The sequence below is a fragment of the Pedobacter gandavensis genome, from assembly GCF_032678745.1.
In the GTDB taxonomy this organism is placed as follows: domain Bacteria; phylum Bacteroidota; class Bacteroidia; order Sphingobacteriales; family Sphingobacteriaceae; genus Pedobacter; species Pedobacter gandavensis_C.
This window is the reverse complement of the sequence record NZ_JAVTST010000010.1, coordinates 129748-148115: the sequence shown is the minus strand read 5'-3', so window position 1 is coordinate 148115 and position 18368 is coordinate 129748. Positions and strand designations below refer to the sequence as shown.

Annotated in this window: 20 protein-coding genes; 9 read left to right on the top strand and 11 right to left on the bottom strand. The window is 40.1% G+C overall.

The genetic code is table 11. From position 1 onward, the window contains the following. Positions 1 to 7: 7 nt before the first annotated feature. Together R2S10_RS22880 and dcd are read right to left on the bottom strand one after the other, a co-directional pair. Positions 8 to 2701 (bottom strand): carboxypeptidase-like regulatory domain-containing protein, encoded by a 2694-nt coding sequence (locus R2S10_RS22880; RefSeq protein ID WP_316842746.1) that lies wholly within the window; start codon positions 2699 to 2701, stop codon positions 8 to 10. 84 nt (positions 2702 to 2785) lie between these two features. After that, positions 2786 to 3322, bottom strand: a complete 537-nt coding sequence (gene dcd / locus R2S10_RS22875; RefSeq protein ID WP_316842745.1) for a dCTP deaminase — start codon at positions 3320 to 3322, stop codon at positions 2786 to 2788. A 66-nt stretch (positions 3323 to 3388) separates the two neighbouring features. Here dcd and R2S10_RS22870 point away from each other — a divergent pair, with 66 nt between their 5' ends. From R2S10_RS22870 to R2S10_RS22855, 5 genes are read left to right on the top strand one after another with little or no spacing between them, the layout of a single operon-like run. Further along, a complete protein-coding gene (locus R2S10_RS22870) occupies positions 3389 to 4030 on the top strand; it encodes a 4'-phosphopantetheinyl transferase family protein (protein ID WP_316842744.1) in 642 nt (213 codons plus the stop codon). A gap of 10 nt (positions 4031 to 4040) precedes the next feature. Then, positions 4041 to 4736, top strand: a complete 696-nt coding sequence (lipB, locus tag R2S10_RS22865) for a lipoyl(octanoyl) transferase LipB (RefSeq protein ID WP_316842743.1) — start codon at positions 4041 to 4043, stop codon at positions 4734 to 4736. Positions 4737 to 4766: 30 nt separating this feature from the next. Then, a complete protein-coding gene (locus R2S10_RS24745; RefSeq protein ID WP_410479019.1) occupies positions 4767 to 5072 on the top strand; it encodes a DUF2752 domain-containing protein in 306 nt (101 codons plus the stop codon). A 37-nt stretch (positions 5073 to 5109) separates the two neighbouring features. Further along, positions 5110 to 5364 (top strand): hypothetical protein, encoded by a 255-nt coding sequence (locus R2S10_RS22860; RefSeq protein ID WP_316842742.1) that lies wholly within the window; start codon positions 5110 to 5112, stop codon positions 5362 to 5364. Between the two features lie 12 nt (positions 5365 to 5376). After that, positions 5377 to 6000, top strand: a complete 624-nt coding sequence (locus R2S10_RS22855; RefSeq protein WP_316842741.1) for a GDSL-type esterase/lipase family protein — start codon at positions 5377 to 5379, stop codon at positions 5998 to 6000. A gap of 23 nt (positions 6001 to 6023) precedes the next feature. Here R2S10_RS22855 and R2S10_RS22850 read toward each other — a convergent pair whose 3' ends face one another. From R2S10_RS22850 to miaB, 9 genes are all read right to left on the bottom strand, one after another. After that, complete coding sequence (locus R2S10_RS22850) at positions 6024 to 7451, bottom strand: L-serine ammonia-lyase (RefSeq protein WP_316842740.1); 1428 nt, start codon at positions 7449 to 7451, stop codon at positions 6024 to 6026. 76 nt (positions 7452 to 7527) lie between these two features. After that, positions 7528 to 8184 (bottom strand): MgtC/SapB family protein, encoded by a 657-nt coding sequence (locus R2S10_RS22845; RefSeq protein ID WP_316842739.1) that lies wholly within the window; start codon positions 8182 to 8184, stop codon positions 7528 to 7530. A gap of 101 nt (positions 8185 to 8285) precedes the next feature. Beyond that, positions 8286 to 9926 (bottom strand): chaperonin GroEL, encoded by a 1641-nt coding sequence (gene groL / locus R2S10_RS22840; protein WP_316842738.1) that lies wholly within the window; start codon positions 9924 to 9926, stop codon positions 8286 to 8288. 58 nt (positions 9927 to 9984) lie between these two features. After that, a complete protein-coding gene (groES, locus tag R2S10_RS22835; protein ID WP_182960577.1) occupies positions 9985 to 10278 on the bottom strand; it encodes a co-chaperone GroES in 294 nt (97 codons plus the stop codon). A gap of 238 nt (positions 10279 to 10516) precedes the next feature. Continuing rightward, a complete protein-coding gene (secG, locus tag R2S10_RS22830) occupies positions 10517 to 10867 on the bottom strand; it encodes a preprotein translocase subunit SecG (protein WP_316842737.1) in 351 nt (116 codons plus the stop codon). Between the two features lie 14 nt (positions 10868 to 10881). Then, positions 10882 to 11946 carry a hypothetical protein gene (locus R2S10_RS22825; protein WP_316842736.1) on the bottom strand — a complete coding sequence of 355 codons (1065 nt, stop codon included), beginning with the start codon at positions 11944 to 11946 and terminating at the stop codon, positions 10882 to 10884. A 31-nt stretch (positions 11947 to 11977) separates the two neighbouring features. Beyond that, on the bottom strand, positions 11978 to 12490 hold the full coding sequence (locus tag R2S10_RS22820) for an LptE family protein (protein ID WP_316842735.1): 513 nt from the start codon (positions 12488 to 12490) through the stop codon (positions 11978 to 11980). A 34-nt stretch (positions 12491 to 12524) separates the two neighbouring features. After that, positions 12525 to 13754, bottom strand: coding sequence for a sigma-54 interaction domain-containing protein (locus tag R2S10_RS22815; RefSeq protein WP_316842734.1), 1230 nt, complete (start codon positions 13752 to 13754; stop codon positions 12525 to 12527). 19 nt (positions 13755 to 13773) lie between these two features. Further along, positions 13774 to 15222 (bottom strand): tRNA (N6-isopentenyl adenosine(37)-C2)-methylthiotransferase MiaB, encoded by a 1449-nt coding sequence (gene miaB / locus R2S10_RS22810; protein WP_316842733.1) that lies wholly within the window; start codon positions 15220 to 15222, stop codon positions 13774 to 13776. Positions 15223 to 15392: 170 nt separating this feature from the next. Between miaB and R2S10_RS22805 the strand changes: the two genes are divergently transcribed. From R2S10_RS22805 to R2S10_RS22790, 4 genes are all read left to right on the top strand, one after another. After that, positions 15393 to 16193: a TIGR04325 family methyltransferase gene (locus R2S10_RS22805; RefSeq protein WP_316842732.1), complete on the top strand. Its 801-nt coding sequence runs from the start codon at positions 15393 to 15395 to the stop codon at positions 16191 to 16193. Next, positions 16186 to 17193 carry a glycosyl transferase gene (locus tag R2S10_RS22800; protein WP_316842731.1) on the top strand — a complete coding sequence of 336 codons (1008 nt, stop codon included), beginning with the start codon at positions 16186 to 16188 and terminating at the stop codon, positions 17191 to 17193. Before R2S10_RS22805 ends, R2S10_RS22800 begins: the two co-directional genes overlap by 8 nt. 62 nt (positions 17194 to 17255) lie before the next feature. Further along, positions 17256 to 17738: a hypothetical protein gene (locus tag R2S10_RS22795; protein WP_316842730.1), complete on the top strand. Its 483-nt coding sequence runs from the start codon at positions 17256 to 17258 to the stop codon at positions 17736 to 17738. Between the two features lie 9 nt (positions 17739 to 17747). After that, on the top strand, positions 17748 to 18359 hold the full coding sequence (locus R2S10_RS22790; RefSeq protein ID WP_316842729.1) for an RNA polymerase sigma-70 factor: 612 nt from the start codon (positions 17748 to 17750) through the stop codon (positions 18357 to 18359). Positions 18360 to 18368: the final 9 nt, after the last annotated feature.

Below are 18368 nucleotides of genomic sequence, written 5' to 3'. Positions count from 1 at the left end.
ATATTTATTATTTTACTTCATAAGTATAAACGGTTCTTGCCAGATGCCCCATCAGGTCCATTCCTTCCAAAACTACCCTATAAGTTCCTGGCTCATCGGTGTTAAAGAAGCTGAAATTCGTTTTTCCTGTCGGATCACTAAGGAGTTGTGGTCCCCAATATACAGTAGACCTAAAATCGGGAGCATTGTTTGGTTCAGCAACATCATATTTAGGCGAATAGAATTCTTTTGGAACGGTGTATCCTTTAGGGTTAATAACAATCAACCCCGGGGTAGGGCTGTTGGAATAATTGCCACCGCCACGTTTCGTTGTGATGACCAATACCCCACCGCCTCCATTAGAGCCATAGATAGCCGTGTTGCCTGCTGATTTAAGGACTTCTATAGTTTCAATATCGAATGTATTAATATCATCCAGATTGATATCGTCCAGACGCATTCCATCCAATATTATGGTCATAGGTGTCCTTCCTCCACTTCTTGAGAGATAGGCCTTGCCATTCATGATTAATAAACCAGCTACGCGGCCTTGCAGACACATCGTAAGCATTTGGCAATTACTCAACTGTTCCGCAGTAATGACCGCATCGGCCCTTCCTGCTCCATTTAAGTTTTGAGAGTTTTTTGCCAGTGATCTTTGCTGTGTGATTTTCACCTCTTTTAATTGTAATGTTTTTTGTAAGATACCACGTTTACTTTGGTCGTTGAAATATTGGTTACTCTGCTTCAGATAACCAGACAATGCCTCATTAACGTTGATTTCTATGTCGCCATTATTCTTACTTTTGGTAACCACTTGTCCTGGAATAATATCCATTTTAATATCCAACCTTTTTTTACCACTCCCCGTTCTTGCCTGTACGATAAATTTCGGATCATCCACAAAAACCAGGTTGTCGAAATTAAACCGGCCTTGTTCATCAGTGAGTGTATCTAGTGAGAAAAAACCTGCTGCAGTAGAAAGAAGGGTGACTTTGCTTTTAGGAGCGGGCTTGCCCGAATAATTGGTGACTACACCACTAAAGCCTAATGTTTTTTCCGGGTGAAATCTAATAATGGGTGGCGTATTATTAATCACATTTTTCCATAATATCCTACTCCAACCTTGAGTAAGCATGAGGTTGTCCATATTTTTAGCCACTTCTGGTCCTTCTTCTATGAAATAATAGTTGGGCTTTTCAATATAGCCAATCAGGTCTGAGCTGAGTAATAAGGTGGTCAGAATATTACTTTCAGTTTCTGGTTCGGGTTTTACAGCATTGTTGTTAGTAACAGATACCGAGAACATTCCTGGTACCGGATTTCCATTGAAACTGCTTTTTAGCTGGATGGCTACTTTTTCCCTTTTTGCATACACCGCTTTCTCTGTGGATAATTGTACCGTTGCACGGTCTTCTGGATTATAAACAAAAGCAAGGCGTTCGGCGATAGGTTGGTTCGCTTCAGAAAACAGGCTGAGTTGTAAAATGCCCTCAAGAAGTTCTTTTCGTGGAATATTAATGGTCGCGAGTTGATCGGTGATGGTTACCTCAGGACTGAACATCACATTCCCACTGTGTTGCCCAACGAGTCTGAGCTTAACAGGTCCGGTTAGGTTATTACTTCGCATGATTTTAACGGTCAATTTTTCTTTATCTGTACCAGTTACTGTCATGGCGTATCCAGAACTTTGGGTAATAGGAAGTTGAATGCTTTTTTCTGAACCGTCTGCAAATTTAACTTTCGCAATGTACCTGATGCCAGTCTGTGGGTTAATAATGAAGTTTCCCATGCCCAAATGTTTAGTTTCAAATCGGTTGATTTCAATGCCATTTGGATCAAGAATGGTACCGCTGATGTTTTCTCCATGGCCTGACGCATTAACGGCTTTTACGCCAATTTTCGTCGGTAGACCTTCTATCAGGTTACCACTTTCCGGGAAAAATTGAACATCAACTGATCTGGAAGTCGCTTTAATCGGGATTTCTCTGGTTATTTTTTTATCATCTGGTAAGCTAATGGTGGCAACAATTCTTCCTTTTTTACTGATGTCTGGTTGATTGTTTATAAAACTAAGTGAAATTTCTCCTTTTTTGTTGGTGATGGCTTTGCCTTTTAGGAAGCTTTTAGAGTCTAACTGTATTTCATATCTGACATCATTTTCAACATATGGATTACCATCTTTGTCTTTGAAGCTGATGTTTGCCGTTACTCTTTCCCCCTTATCTTCCTTGCTATAACTGTAATCCGTATTGGTAAATACCTGATTGGTCCAGGAATATCCTATTTTGATGGTCTTGTCGAAGAAGAACTCAGGGCCGGTATTTCTCATCCACTGGGTATAAGCACGAACTCTGTAATTTCCTTCGGTCAAAGTATCCGGTAGGCTAAAGTTTCCCCAGGTTGCGCCTGCCATAACTGGTAGTTTTAATTGCTGCTTTACCGAATCTCTTTCATTTATGAGTTCTACATATAATATTTTACTAATATCGGAAGATTCTTGAGTGGTTCCATTATAGATGTAGGCTTTAAACCAAATGTTATCACCTATCGCATAATATGGCTTGTCCAAATGTAGGTGGACTTTTTCCTGCGGATATTTCTGATTGAATTCCTTCATTCTCTCCAGGAGAAGTTCAAAGTTATCATTTAGTACCCCTGAAGCAAAAGCGAAGAAGACGCCGGTAATTAATAGGAGGGGATAAAGAAATTTACGTTTCATATTTATGAGTACTAACAAATAATAAAGCCTCAATATACAAATATTGAGGCTTAAAGTAAATTTAAAAGAAAGAGAATTAAGTGGTTAGAACTCGTTTTTCCACATCATGCTCTCCACTGGTTTAGTGGTTTTGTTATTGTATTTTGCATCTCCCTTGGTATTATACATGGTTTCAATCTCTCCATCTACACCAAAGTAGATCAATTGACCAATAGGCATTCCGGCATAAATTCTTACAGGTTGTGCACAGGAAATTTCCAGGGTCCAGGTATTGCAGAAACCAACATCGCCTTTTCCGGCAGTAGCATGGATGTCGATGCCTAAACGCCCTGTACTGGACTTGCCTTCTAAAAATGGTACATGCGCATGAGTTTCTGTATATTCCAGCGTTACTCCCAGGTAAAGTGTACCTGGTTGCAGCACAAATCCATCTTTCGGGATCTCAAAGTTTTCAATTTTATTATGAGCCTTAGCATCAAGAACCCTATCTGTATAAGTAGCCAGATATTTGCCTAAATGTACGTCATATGAGTTTGTACCCAAACATTCGGGTTTAAAAGGTTCAATTATGATGGTGCCCTTCTCAATTTCTTCGAGAATTCGTTTGTCGGAAAGTATCATTTTATCAAGTATTGGGCTAAATTATGATTAATTTAAGATACTTTTGCATAGTTTTCTAAAATAGAGATGCCCGTAGTTTTTAATAAAAATATTGACGAGAATACCATACTTGCTGTGTGGAAAATCGAAGAGACCGAAGAGCAGTTGCTTTCCGGCCTACAATTGAAACAGCATGAGCTGGATTTTATTTCCTCTTTAAGCAACGGGAAACGCCTGCTACACTGGTTAAGTACCCGTGTGCTGCTGAGAACCATGCTAAAGACTTCTGAGTATATTGATTGCCAGATGGATGAGCATGGGAAACCCTTTCTACCCAATCTTGATTACCACATTTCCCTAAGCCATTCTTACGATTATGCCGCGGTGATTATTGGTAAAAACAGGAAAGTTGGCGTAGATATCGAATTGATCAAACATAAGATCAAAAGCATCAGACATAAGTTTTTATCTGATATCGAGTTGGCTCAAAAACAGATTGGAGATAATATCAATGGACTGTATGTGTGTTGGTGTGCTAAAGAAGCCATTTATAAATGGAATGGCAGAAAAGGCCTTGAGTTTAAGCAGGATATTTATATCAAACCTTTCAAATTAAAGAATGAAGGTAGTTTAAATGCATTAGTTACGCTTCCGGAGGGGATGAAAGAACTCACTGTGAACTACTTTAAAACCGCTGATGGCTATATGCTGGGTTATGTAGTTGCTTAATTTTCAAAAGATGAATAAGAAAGTAGAATTCATAGATTGGGGACTGACCGATTATCAGGAAGCCTGGGATAAGCAAGAACTTATTTTTAATCAGACAATTGCGCTGAAAACCAATAACAGGAATAATGACACGCAGTTGGAAACGCCTAATTATCTGGTTTTTGTAGAGCATCCACATGTATATACGCTTGGAAAAAGTGGGCACCAGGAGAATCTATTACTCGACGAACAGGGGCTACAAGAGAAACAAGCTACTTATTATAAAATCAATCGGGGCGGCGACATTACTTATCATGGCCCTGGACAAATCGTGGGATATCCAATCCTCGATCTGGATAACTTTTTTACAGATATTCATCTTTATCTTCGTACACTCGAGGACGCCATTATACTGACTCTTAAAGATTATGGAATTGAGGCTGGCAGATCACCAGGTTTTACAGGAGTTTGGTTAGATGCAGATACCGATAAAGCGCGTAAAATATGTGCTATGGGAGTAAGATGTAGCAGATGGGTAACCATGCATGGGTTCGCTTTTAATGTCAATACAGATCTTAATTACTTTAAAAATATTGTCCCTTGTGGCATTGATGATAAAGACGTAACTTCCATGCAACGGGAATTAGGTCGTCAGCTCGATATGGAAGAAGTGAAAAATGTATTGAAAGGGCATATTGCCAGTCTGTTTCAAATGGAACTCTCCTAATTGAAAGCGAATCCATTTTTCATTGTATGGATGATACTCACGCTCTTGAGTAGCTTCACGATTTTATTCCCACTATTCTTTTCCAAAGAAACCGTATTACGAAATACGCCTACTTGCGTTTCAAAAAGTAAATATCAACAAGAATGCTTTCTGTGTGGCTCCACAACTGCTTTTACTGCGCTTTCTAAAGGAGATCTTCCTGAAGCCTTTCGTCTTAATAAGTTAAGTCCATTCATTTATGGCTTCTTTTTAATTAATATTTGTTTTTTTGTTGTATTTTTCCTCCACGTTTGGCGCAAATCACTGTCTGTACAGAAGAATAAGCCGGATCAGTAACACTCTTAACCTGTAACCATTTAAACTATATATTTTTATGCAAATTGCAAGTTTGGTCCTAGGACTTTTATCTGTTATTGGGATGCTGATCGCATTTATCCCTTGTTTTGGCTCGCTAAACTGGTTGAATATTCCCTTCGCGGTAGTGGGCTTCATCATTAGCATTATTGCTTTTACACGGACAACTTTACCTGGAGAAGATAAAGGTTATTCAAAAGCAGGGTTGATTTTATGCTCAGTGGCGATCATCTTTGGTTTCATACGCTTAACACTTGGTGGCGGAATACTTTAGTATCTTATAATTATGAAAAACCAATTGACCTATCTTGCATTGGGAGATTCTTATACCATTGGTGAAGATGTAGTTGAAAGCGAAAGTTTTCCAAATCAATTGCAGCACCAGCTGGAAGCAGAGGGCTTGTCTATCGCTACACCAATGATCATAGCAAAAACTGGCTGGACCAGTTCCGAGTTGCAAGAGGCCATTGCTCTGCATCAGACTTTAAAGGGGCAGCAATTTGATTTCGTAACTTTGCTAATCGGTGTAAATAACCAATATAGAGCTGAATCCAAAGCTAGTTATCGCGAAGAGTTTAAAGGACTATTGCAAACGGCTATTCATTTTGCCCACAGTAATCCTAAAAATGTATTTGTGCTTTCGATTCCAGATTGGGGAGTAACCCCTTATGGGATGAAAAGCGGACGGGATCTGGCTATTATTACTACAGAGATTGATGAGTTCAACGGGGTCAACCGGGAAGAAACGCTTGCTCTAGGTGTAAACTATACGGATATTACAAGTATTTCACGACTTGCGTTTTCAGATCCAGAAGGCATGATTGCTGCAGATGGATTACATCCTTCTGCTCAAATGTATCATCAGTGGGTAGTTCAATTGGTTCCAATAGTAATAAAGCGCCTGAAGTAATTCAAGCGTTTTATTATTAAAGATTAACATTCCGGTAAACTGATCGGAATGTTGGTGGCCAAACCACCATCTGATGTTTCTTTATATTTTGAGTTCATATCTAATGCGGTTTCCCACATGGTATTCACGACTGCATCTAAACTTACTTTTGCTTTATCAGGATTACTTTGTAGTGCCAATTGACTAGCAGTAATAGCTTTGATTGCACCCATGGTATTTCTTTCGATACATGGGATCTGTACCAGGCCACCAATAGGATCGCAGGTTAAGCCTAAATGGTGTTCCATTGCGATTTCTGCCGCCATTAATACCTGACGTTGAGACCCGCCTAAACATTCAGTTAATGCTGCTGCGGCCATTGCGGAAGAAACACCAATTTCTGCCTGACAGCCACCCATTGCTGCCGAAATAGTTGCGCCTTTTTTGAAAATACTACCTATTTCTGAAGCACAGGCAATAAATTGGGTAATTTTCTCTTCGGTATAGCCATCGCAAAAAGCGATGTAGTATTGTAAAACAGCTGGGATTACACCTGCTGCGCCATTGGTTGGCGCAGTCACTACTCGACCAAATGAAGCATTTTCCTCATTTACCGCCAGCGCAAAGCAACTCACCCAATCCAGGATATAGTTGAAACCATTTCCACCATCTCGGATAGCCATCAGCCAACTCTCATAATTGGTATAGGTATGGTTGCCGACTAGTCGTTTATTTAGGGCACAAGCTCTTCGGGCCACGTTTAGTCCGCCGGGTAAGAAACCTGCAGTATGACAGCCTCTGTAAGTACAATCCTTCATCACATTGAAGTGTTGCATGATGCCTTTTCTAGTCTCAACCTCGGAGCGCCAGGCTAGTTCATTCTCCATGACCACCTCAGAAACCTTTAATCCAGTGGTTAAGCACCAATGCAAAAGATCTGCTGCTTTTTCCACAGGGAAGGGGAGATCTACCTGTTCTTTATCACTGCCACTTTCTCCTTCTTTTAGGACAAATCCACCACCTATAGAATAATAGGTTTCAGAGATGGCTTTTCCAGTATTTAAGAATGCTTGGAAAGTAACGGCATTGGGATGGAAAGGAAGGCTTTCAAAGAAAAGGAAAACCAAGTCTTCCTCATAGTTGAAAGTGATGTCTTTTTCGCCGTTTAAGTTTAATATTTTGTAAATTTTAATTTCTTCTACAGTAGAATCAATTGAATTCACATCAAAGGTTACCGGATCAGCCCCAATCAGCCCCAATAGGATGGCTACATCTGTTCCATGTCCTTTTCCTGTTTTAGCAAGGGAACCATATAATAAAATTTTCACCTGATCGACTTGCTCCAGTAGGTCTTTCTGTTTTAGTAAGGCAGTAAATTGCTGAGCCGCCCGCCATGGACCTAAAGTATGTGAGCTGGATGGCCCAACACCTATCTTAAAAATATCAAAAACTGAGATCTGTTCCCTTTGCATCTTACAAAGCTAATATAGTTCCGGGACATTTTAGGCTATTAATTGCACTGAGAAAGGATTTTATGCCCTTTTATTCTTAAAAATCAAAGGCAATGATCTTTTTGTCCTGCAGCATACGGTCTACAAATCGTTTGTGATTTTTTGGGCTTCCGATCGCAGTCCAGGTCCCACTAATGGTACCGTTGGCTAGTTCCTGTTTTCCCCGACTTAACTTGAGACCTGAACCTTTGAGGTCTTCTTCGTATTTTTCCAGGCTCTCATTCTCATATTTTTTGACGATGCGGTACACTCGTTTGGTAAAGCGCTGTTCTACCATTTCCTCCAGATAAGGAAAAACCAGTAGTGCGGCAAGCACAATTAAGGTTACCCCGGTAGCCTGTTCATAATAGCCCGCACCAGTAGCCATACCAATTGCGGCAACAATCCAGATCACACAAGCTGTGGTCAGACCTTTTACCTGATTTTCTTCTTTGAAGATAACCCCAGCTCCCAGAAAGCCGATTCCTGTGACAATATTAGAGGCGATCCGGTCATGGCTTGTCACTCCGATTTTTATTGATAAAATGGTGAAAAGGGTAGAACCCAATCCGATCATGATCATTGTTTTTAATCCGGCCTGTTTACTTCTGAGTTCCCGTTCTGCGCCAATCAGGCCACATAAAAGGGTAGCTAGTAAAAATTTGTTTACTTCTGTTTGTGTCAGGAAATGATTGCTTTCTAAAATGTTCTCCATAGCTTGTTCTAAGCTAAAGATAGTAAAGCTTCGCCATAAAAAACAGAAAGCCTCAGAATCGAAATTCTGAGGCTTTCTAAAAGGTTTATTGGGATTGTGAATTACATCATTCCACCCATACCACCACCACCCATTGGAGGCATACCTGCACCAGCAGGAGCATCTTCTGGATCGTCAGCTAATACGCATTCTGTTGTTAACAACATTGCTGCGATAGAAGCTGCGTTTTCTAATGCTACACGACCTACTTTAGTTGGATCGATAACACCGGCAGCGATCAAGTTTTCATATACATCAGTACGTGCATTGTAACCGAAGTCAGCAGTACCTTCTTTAACTTTTTGTACTACGATAGAACCTTCAATACCTGCATTTTGGCAGATTTGACGTAATGGTTCTTCGATTGCGCGTTTAACGATTGCAATACCAGTAGTTTCATCATCATTCACGCCTTTCATGCCTTCTAAAGCTTCGATAGCGCGGATAAAAGCAACACCACCACCTGCAACGATACCTTCTTCTACAGCTGCACGAGTTGCATGTAAAGCATCATCAACACGGTCTTTTTTCTCTTTCATTTCAACTTCAGAAGCTGCACCAACATAAAGAACTGCAACACCGCCAGCTAATTTAGCCAAACGCTCTTGTAATTTCTCTTTGTCATAATCAGATGTAGTTGTCTCGATTTGAGCTTTGATCTGGTTAACGCGAGCTTTGATGTCTTCAGATTTACCTGCACCATTGATGATCGTTGTATTGTCTTTATCAACAAGAACTTTCTCAGCAGTACCTAAGTAAGTAAGGTCAGCATTCTCTAATTTATAACCTCTTTCTTCAGAGATTACAGTACCACCAGTTAAGATAGCGATGTCTTCTAACATTGCTTTTCTGCGGTCACCGAAACCTGGAGCTTTAACAGCAACAACTTTCAGAGAACCACGGATCTTGTTCACTACTAATGTAGCTAATGCTTCGCCATCTAAGTCTTCAGCAATGATCAATAGTGGTTTACCTGTTTGTACTTGTTTCTCTAAAATTGGCAACAATTCTTTCATGTTGCTGATTTTTTTGTCGTAGATTAAGATGTAAGGATTTTCTAATTCCGCTTCCATTTTATCTGCGTTAGTTACAAAGTATGGAGATAAGTAACCACGGTCAAACTGCATACCTTCAACTGTTTTTACTTCAGTTTCAGTACCTTTTGCTTCTTCCACAGTGATTACACCATCTTTACCCACTTTGCCCATTGCCTCAGCAATTAGTGAACCGATAACTTCATCGTTGTTTGCTGAAATAGAAGCAACTTGTTTGATTTTGTTATTGTCTTCACCTACTGTTTGAGATTGTGCTTTTAAGTTAGCAACGATTGCAGTAACTGCTTTGTCGATACCACGTTTCAAATCCATTGGATTTGCACCAGCAGCAACGTTTTTAATACCTGCAGTTACGATTGCTTGTGCCAATACAGTTGCAGTAGTTGTTCCATCACCTGCGATATCCGCAGTTTTAGAAGCAACTTCTTTCACCATTTGCGCACCCATATTTTCAATAGGATCTTTTAATTCGATCTCTTTTGCTACAGTAACACCATCTTTAGTAATCGCTGGTGAACCGAATTTCTTGTCAATAATTACGTTACGTCCTTTTGGACCTAGAGTTACTTTTACCGCATTAGCCAAAATGTCAACTCCTCTTTTCAGGGCGTCACGGGCTTCTACATTATATCTTACTTGCTTTGCCATTTTAAAATATTGTTATTAATGATTGATTGTAATAAGGTTGAATAGGTTAATTCAACGACTAAAGAATTGCGTAAAGATCAGATTCACGCATAATAAGATACTCTTTACCTTCAAAAGTAATTTCAGTACCACCGTATTTACCATATAATACCACGTCTCCAGCTTTAACGCTCAATGGGATTAAGTTACCTGTAGCTTCGGCATATTTACCTGGGCCTACTGCAACTACTGTTCCTTGCTGAGGTTTTTCTTTAGCTGTATCAGGGATATAGATACCCGAAGCTGTTTTTTCTTCGGCAGGAGCAGCTTCAATTACTACTCTATCTGCAATGGGTTTAATGTTTAAAGCCATAACTTATTCTTGTTTTTAATTTTAAAATTAATGTAAAAGGATTACGTGCAGCTGGTATATCAGTTTCTATGCCAAGGAGGTTTTGCTTGCCAAATTTACACGGCATTGTCAGCTAATAGATTAGACGAAACTATTTTTGTGTCAGAGTGGCAGAATTGTGTATAAAGGAGAAAAAAAAGAAAGCATAAAAAAAGTCCGGTATCGAGATACCGGACTTTAGATATTTTTTTGAAATCTCTTATTTCTTTACAGAATCAGTAGGGGTTGTTGCTGGAGCTGTAGTAGCTGGAGCAGATGATCCAAGTGGAGATGGTGTAGGCGTTCTGTCCAAATGTTCCTGGATTTTAGAGTCTACAGCTGCTGCTGATCCACCTGTTTTTGCAATGGTCGTAATAGATAAAGTAAGCACTACAATTAATGCTAATAATACCCAGGTACCTTTTTCAAGAACATCACCAGTACGTTGAACGCCAAACATATTGCTGCCTGATCCGCCTGTTGCAAGGCCACCACCTTTAGGGTTTTGTATCAAAACAAATAGCGCTAAGGCAATGCAGACAATGATTAATAAAATAATTAAAAATAGCATAATCGGTTATATGGTTAAATTTTCTTTTCTATGGATTGGATAAGGTCGGCAAAGTAACGGCTTTTTTCTGGAAACTTCAAACTTAATTTTTCATAAGTCTCTATGGCCTTGTCGTAAAGCATTTGTTCTATGTAAATCTTGGCCAGTGTTTCTGATACGAGGTCATTATGATCTTCTGCACTCTTTTTAGCCTTGTTTTCAGTATTGAGGTGTTCGGCTTTCGGCGGACTAATTTGCGGGTCATTTTTAAGGAAGCTGTCGATGATGTCAGTTCCTTTATGGTGCAGATTTCCGGGAATATATTCCGTTGCAGGTTCATCGGCCAATGGGCTTTGTAAATGGAAAATATGCTCCACATATTGTTGTTGCAACTCATTTGATTTGGCCGGGTCATTGGATTTTCCTGGTTCTACTTCCGTCGTAGCTTTTGGAGTAGTATAAGGTTGGAAAATCTGTTGGTATTCTTTTCTTGTTTTATGTAACCACCACAAAAAGGTGAAAGGCATCTGGTCGTCGTCATATTTACTGACCACCACCGGATCTTCCTGTTTTGCGATTTCTCTTTCCAATGCGGCAAGGCGTTCTTCTTCTTTCAAAATAGCTTCAGGAACGGGTTCCGGGCTAAAGTTCTCCTGAAAAGCAAAGAAATCGGTAGATACAATGTTTTCCAGTACAAAATCGTCGGTTTCAGCAGGCATTAAATCCTCCATTACCGGATTTGTTTCTTCGGATTCGGCAGGCACCTCATCGAGTACAATCTCATCCAGTGTTTCCGCTTGATTACTCAGTAGGTCAAAAGCTGGGGATAGAACAACATTGAAGGTGGTATCTACTAAATATTCTGGCTCGTTGAGGAAGTTATAGAGTAATTGCCCATTCGTATATAAGGCCGCAGTAGCAAGAGAACTATCTTTATCCGAAGTCTCCAAATTAGCTTTAGCTAATAATAAGTGTAGAGGTTGGAAATAAGGATACTTCGATACCAGGTCTTTGAGCATAGGCGCATGATCGGGTCTTACCTTTTCAGGTTCCGCTAATAATACTTCCAGTTCTTGTCTCATGTCTAGTTCCTGCTCCACGTTGCTAAGTTAACAATTGAATTTTCAAATTCTACCAATTTGCAAATGCACGGTCAAAAATATCCTGAGAAATAAGGTCAATCACTTTTTGATTGAGTGCAACCTCTTGTGAGCTAAAACTTGCGCCAGCAGTTGGGAAATCGATAAAACGTTCAATAGGCTCCTCGAAGCTCAACTTAGGATTTAGGTTGTCGGTGTACTTCACATTGACACGAATGGTCATTCTGTTCATTGGAGAGGTATTTCCAACACCACCATTATTCGCGTCGATTACCGTTGTTGGACGGATGTCGTAACTGGTAATGTTCCCCGAGAATACTGCAGCAGGATCATTGGTAGTAATGTTCAGACTGCTCTGGTTGCGAATCATATTTTTTAAAGTTTCCGTCATGTTAGTCGCCATACTTGGAACAACTAAAGTGGCATTATTTTCAAAAAAGAGTACGTTAACCGTTTTCATTTCTGGAGGTATAGAAGAACCATTAAATTTAATGGAACAAGAATTGAAAACAACCACAACCAGCAACAACAATATTTTTTTCATTCGTCTATTTTTAATCTTTTGAGGATGACCTCAGTTAGTTCAAATTCAGTTCTTTAATCTTTCTATATAAAGTACGCTCTGAAATTCCCAGTTCCTGCGCTGCAAATTTGCGCTTTCCTTTGTGTTTTTTCAATGCTTTTTTGATCAGGTCTGATTCTTTATCGATGAGCGACAAAGACTCTTCCACTTCTTCTGCTTCTTGTGTATAATTATAGTCTAAAGGCGCATTCTGAACCGGTTTTTTAATGGTAAAAGTAGGTTCATTAACAGTTTGGTCTACCTCTTGATACAGCTGATTGATATAATGAGTGTTATCTGCGATCACATGAGAAGTATTTCCGCCGCTTTGAATGATCTCTGCAACTAGTTTCTTCAACTCCATCATGTCCTTCTTCATGTCAAAAAGCACTTTGTAAAGAATGTCCCGCTCGGTATAGTCTTCCTTGCTGTTGCCGTTGATGGCCATAGGTAAATTGGTGGCACTTTCATTGGGAATATAGTTCAGTAAGGCCGCAGCAGTTACATTGCGTTCTTTTTCTAATACACAGATCTGTTCAGCAATATTTTTCAGCTGTCTTACATTTCCTGGCCAGCTGTAATTGCTAAGCATCTGTATCGCATCTGGTTCCAGCTGAATCCCCGGACTTCTATATTTATCACTGAAATCCGCGGAAAACTTTCTGAATAAAAGGTAAATATCTTCTTTACGTTCATGTAAAGCCGGAATGCGCAATGGCACTGTATTCAATCTGTAATATAAATCTTCACGGAATTTCCCCGATTTAACGCGGTTGTAGACATCAACATTTGTTGCTGCAATGATCCTGACATCAGTTTTCTGTACTTTAGAAGAACCTACACGCAGGTATTCTCCACTTTCCAAAATCCTTAATAGGCGGGCCTGTGTACCTAATGGCAGTTCGGCTACCTCATCTAAGAATATCGTTCCTCCATTGGCCACCTCAAAATAACCTTTACGGGCCTCATGGGCTCCGGTAAAAGAGCCTTTCTCATGACCGAAAAGCTCAGAATCTATTGTTCCTTCCGGAATAGCTCCACAGTTAACGGCAATAAAAGCGCCATGTTTTCGGGTACTCATTTGATGAATGATATGAGAGAAAACCTCTTTACCACTACCACTTTCTCCGGTGATTAACACAGACATGTCTGTTGGCGCAACTTGTCTGGCGATATCTATTGCCCGGTTCAATAGCGGAGAGCCGCCGATGATGCCGAACCGGTTTTTAATGTCTTGTATGTCCAAAGTTATTTGTCTTTATTGATTAAACAATTTCAGGTACTTCAAGGGCAATGGTTCCTAATAAAGTCGCAGAGGTACAACGGTCAATGTAAACATTAACGTATGTTCCGGCTTTAACTCCTGGCGTTGCAGGGAAAACCACCATCGCATTCTGATCATTTCTTCCACACAGGTCAAGATCAGATTTTTTGGAAGTACCCTCCACTAAAATTCTAACAGTTTTTCCAACAAATTGTTGTAGGCGCATTAAAGAAGTTTCCTGTGCTTTCAGTAATATTTCTGCTAACCTACGTTTTTTCACGGCTTCAGGAATATCATCTTCCAGTTTTCTTGCAGCAAGTGTGCCTGGTCTTTCAGAATAACTGAAGGTAAATGCAAAGTCGTAACCTACATAATCCATTATGCTCAATGTCTCCTGGTGTTCTTCTTCAGTTTCTGTACAGAAACCAGCGATGATATCGGATGAAATTGCGCAACCTGGAATAATGCGTCTGATGGCATCCACTCTATTGATATACCATTCTCTTGTATAAGTTCTGTTCATTAACTCCAATACCCTACTGCTTCCTGATTGAACCGGTAGGTGGATATAGTTACAGATGTTATCGTATTTGGCGATGGCATATAATACCTCGTCAGTAATGTCTTTAGGGTGTGAAGTAGAAAATCTGATCCTTAACTCAGGACTGATCAAGGCCACTTTCTCCAGTAATTGTGCGAAGTTCACCTCGATTGCTGCAGTTTCTTCTGCATCGGTACCTTTCCATTTGTAAGAATCTACATTCTGTCCAAGTAAAGTCACCTCCTTATATCCTTTATCGAATAAGCCTTGTGCTTCTGCAAGGATCGAGTAAGGATCTCTGCTACGCTCGCGGCCTCTGGTAAAAGGAACCACACAGAAAGAACACATATTATCGCAACCACGCATGATCGAAATAAATGCGGTGATGCCATTAGTATTTAACCTCACCGGACTGATGTCTGCATAAGTCTCCTCTCGGGATAACAATACATTGATGGCTTTATGACCATCTTCCACCTGATTGATCAATTGAGGAAGGTCGCGGTAAGCATCAGGGCCAACCACCATATCCACCAATTTCTCTTCTTCCAGAAATTTTGATTTTAAACGTTCTGCCATACATCCTAAAACGCCAACCACTAATTTCGGGTTTCTACGTTTCTCCGCGCTAAACTGCGACAGTCGGTTGCGGACTCTCTGCTCTGCATTTTCGCGGATTGAGCAGGTATTGATAAATACTACATCTGCTTCATGATAATCACCAGTAGTTTCGAAACCCTGATCCTTTAAAATCGAGGCAACGATCTCACTATCTGCGAAATTCATCTGACAGCCATAGCTTTCAATGTACAACTTTCGGCCATTACGGACCTCTGGTGCATCAATAACTAAAGCCTCGCCCTGGCGTTCTTCATCGTGTGTCTTATCTGTAAGCTGTAAATCAATCATAAATGGTTAACATTTTTCTGGGTTCCAAAAATACACAATTAAATTTAGAAATGACAAAGTGGCAGAATCTTAAACGGAAAGAAAATTTCATGAAATAACTTCGGGAACGTATAGGACCTTTTTAATGATTGATTGTCATTGAGCTGAAAATGACTTAAATCCTCTTAAATATGTTCAAAAGCCTCTTCGCAAAAAGTCCTAAGCAGCAGTATGGATGGTTCGGTGATTATTCCTCCTGGGCGGAGGTAGCCGCAGAAACCAGCGGATATGACGCAGGAGTGATCCTTGAGAAAACAAAAACAGCCATTCTGAAAGTAAAAAACGGAGAAGCAGTATATGAAAGAGATTCAGTAACCTTTAGTCATAAGGAATATCCATTTCCTTTAATCTCTTTTTTATTACACAGCGCGGCCTTACAAAAGAAGCCGCTCCACATCCTGGATTTTGGTGGGTCACTCGGTAGTACCTACTTCCAGGTTAAAGAATTTCTAAGCCCTGAAATTTGCGCCAGCTGGAATGTGGTAGAGCAACAACACTACGTAAACTGCGGACAGGAACATTTTGAAGATGACCGGCTTAAATTTTACCATAGCATTGCGGAATGTCAGCAGGAGAAAGCTATAGACCTGGTGGTACTCTCCTCGGTGACACAATACCTAGAGAAACCCCATGACTTTCTGCGTCAGCTGGCGGCTTATCAGTTTCCTTTTTTACTATTCGATCGTACCGCTTTTCACTATGGTGATCAGGATCGGCTCACTTTACAAATCGTGCCGCCTGAAATTTACGATGCTTCTTATCCTTCCTGGTTTTTTAACCAGCCCCGTTTTATGAGTCATTTCCAGGATCATTATCGGTTGGTAGCTGAATTTTCTTCCTATGTAAAAGGAGAAGAAACGATGATGATTAATGGTCTGGAATTGGGTTACGACAAAGGTTTTTACTTTCAAAATTCATCAATTTATGCTTAAATTCTGTACACTTTTTAATACCACCTATCTTTCCCGTGGTTTGGCGATGTATCGTTCTCTGGAGCAATATTGCCCTGATTTTCATCTGTATATTTTTGCGTTTGATTCCCATTGTTATGAGGCATTGACAAATATGGCACTTCCAAAAGCCAGTATCATCTCTTTACAGGAATTTGAAAATGAAGCGTTACTAGCGGTAAAACCCATGCGTACTGAACAGGAGTATTGCTGGACTTCCGCTTGTTGTACCATTAAACACTGTATAGAGAATTTTAAGCTCGACCATTGCACTTACGTGGATGCAGATCTGCTCTTTTTTAGCAATCCACAGGTTTTAATCGATGAGATGGGAGATAAATCAGTATTGATTACCGAGCATAGGTATACTCCTTGTTATGACCAGTCTGGCCCAAGTGGAATTTACTGTGTGCAATTTGTGACCTTCAAAAATACTGATGAAGGAATGGAAGTGTTGAACTGGTGGGTATCTGCCTGTTTGGAATGGTGCTTTAGCAAAATTGAGGATGGTAAATTCGGAGATCAGAAATACCTGGACGACTGGACTACACGTTTTCCCTGTGTACATGTTTGTCAGCATCTGGGTGCAGGTGTAGCACCCTGGAACGTTCAACAATATGCTTTTAAATTGAAATCAGGAAAGTCACAGGGAAAAGCCTTGACCAATGACCTTGATTTTGACCTGGTCTTTTATCATTACCATGGATTTCGCTATTCGGCGAAAAGCAGCTATATGCTTGCACCGGCAATTTATCGTCTGGACCGAAATCAGATCAAGCATCTGTATAAACCTTATGTACGTGCCCTTTCCATCGCCGAAAAACAGATTAAAACCACCGTTAAGGGAGTAATTCCATACCAGGTTGGTAATGAATTGGCCTGGGTAAATCAAGTTTTGGGTCGCTTTTTGGTGTTTACATTACGGGGTTATTATAAAAATTTTTATACCAAAAGGTCTTTTCAGTATGGTTTTATATATTAATAAATTGTAGCCCTACGGATCTTCAATAAATTAGTATTTTAGTTGCCTACTAAAATACTATTATGTGGGGAGTTAAAGGTCAGGGATTTACATTATTCAAAATAGGGGTGTTGTGGGTGATGATGCTGGTGTTCGGAGGCTGTAAAAAGGAATCGGAACGCAGTCAAAAGATTAAACCACCCATAAGGTCTTATGTGGTTACTGCCAGAATAGATAAAAAGGGCGCAAATACAGATTCTGAAGGTACGGCAGTCCTGAAAGGGAAGTATGACGAAGGAAGTAAGTTATTAAGCTATACCTTAGAATATGAGCGCCTGTTGCCAGAACAAATCAGCCTGCGCAATGGTGTGAAAGGTTCAAAAGGTAGCTTAATACAGGAGATCAAACTCCCGGCAGGAAGCACTAAACCTGTTCCTCTGTCGGGAGGAATTGTATTAACCCCATTGCAGGAGCGAAACCTGTTGAAGGGATACTGGTTTGTGGCCATCAATACCTTGCAACGATCACCTGAAATTTCAGGCATCCTTACATTGAAACAAATCTAAGGATAGATCATGAGCAACGAACCGATGAATGCCGCTCTTGATGACGATTTATTACTGATGAATGCCATCAGAAATAAAGATAAAAAGGTATTTGAAACCTTTTATAAAAAGTATTACCGGCAGTTGTTTGTCTTGGCCTTCAGGTATGTAGGACAAACAGAGGCCGCAGAAGAAATTGTACATGATTTGTTTATTAATATTTGGAATAAAGCGGGTCAGTTAAATATTCAGTATGCGATGAAAAGTTATTTATTCAGGTCAATTGTAAATGCCTCACTTAATTTCCTAAAGAAGGAAAAGCAGGATGCGGCAAAACAGTTGAGTTATCTTAGCTTTCAGGACCCTGAAAATCCGGAAGAGGATCGCCGGAATGAGGAGGAGCTATTGATGAAAAACCTGGAGGATGCATTGGGATTGCTTCCACCTAAATGCAAAGAGGTGATGTACCTGAGTCGCTTTGGTAAATTAAAACAACAGGAAATTGCAGACCAGATGAACATTTCTTTAAAAACTGTTAAAAATCATTTGACCTATGGCTTTCAGAAGTTAAGGGAACACCTTGGGAAATCCGGTGCAATCCTGATGACCATATTACTGATCCTAAAAGCCATTTCACGATAAACCGCCTGA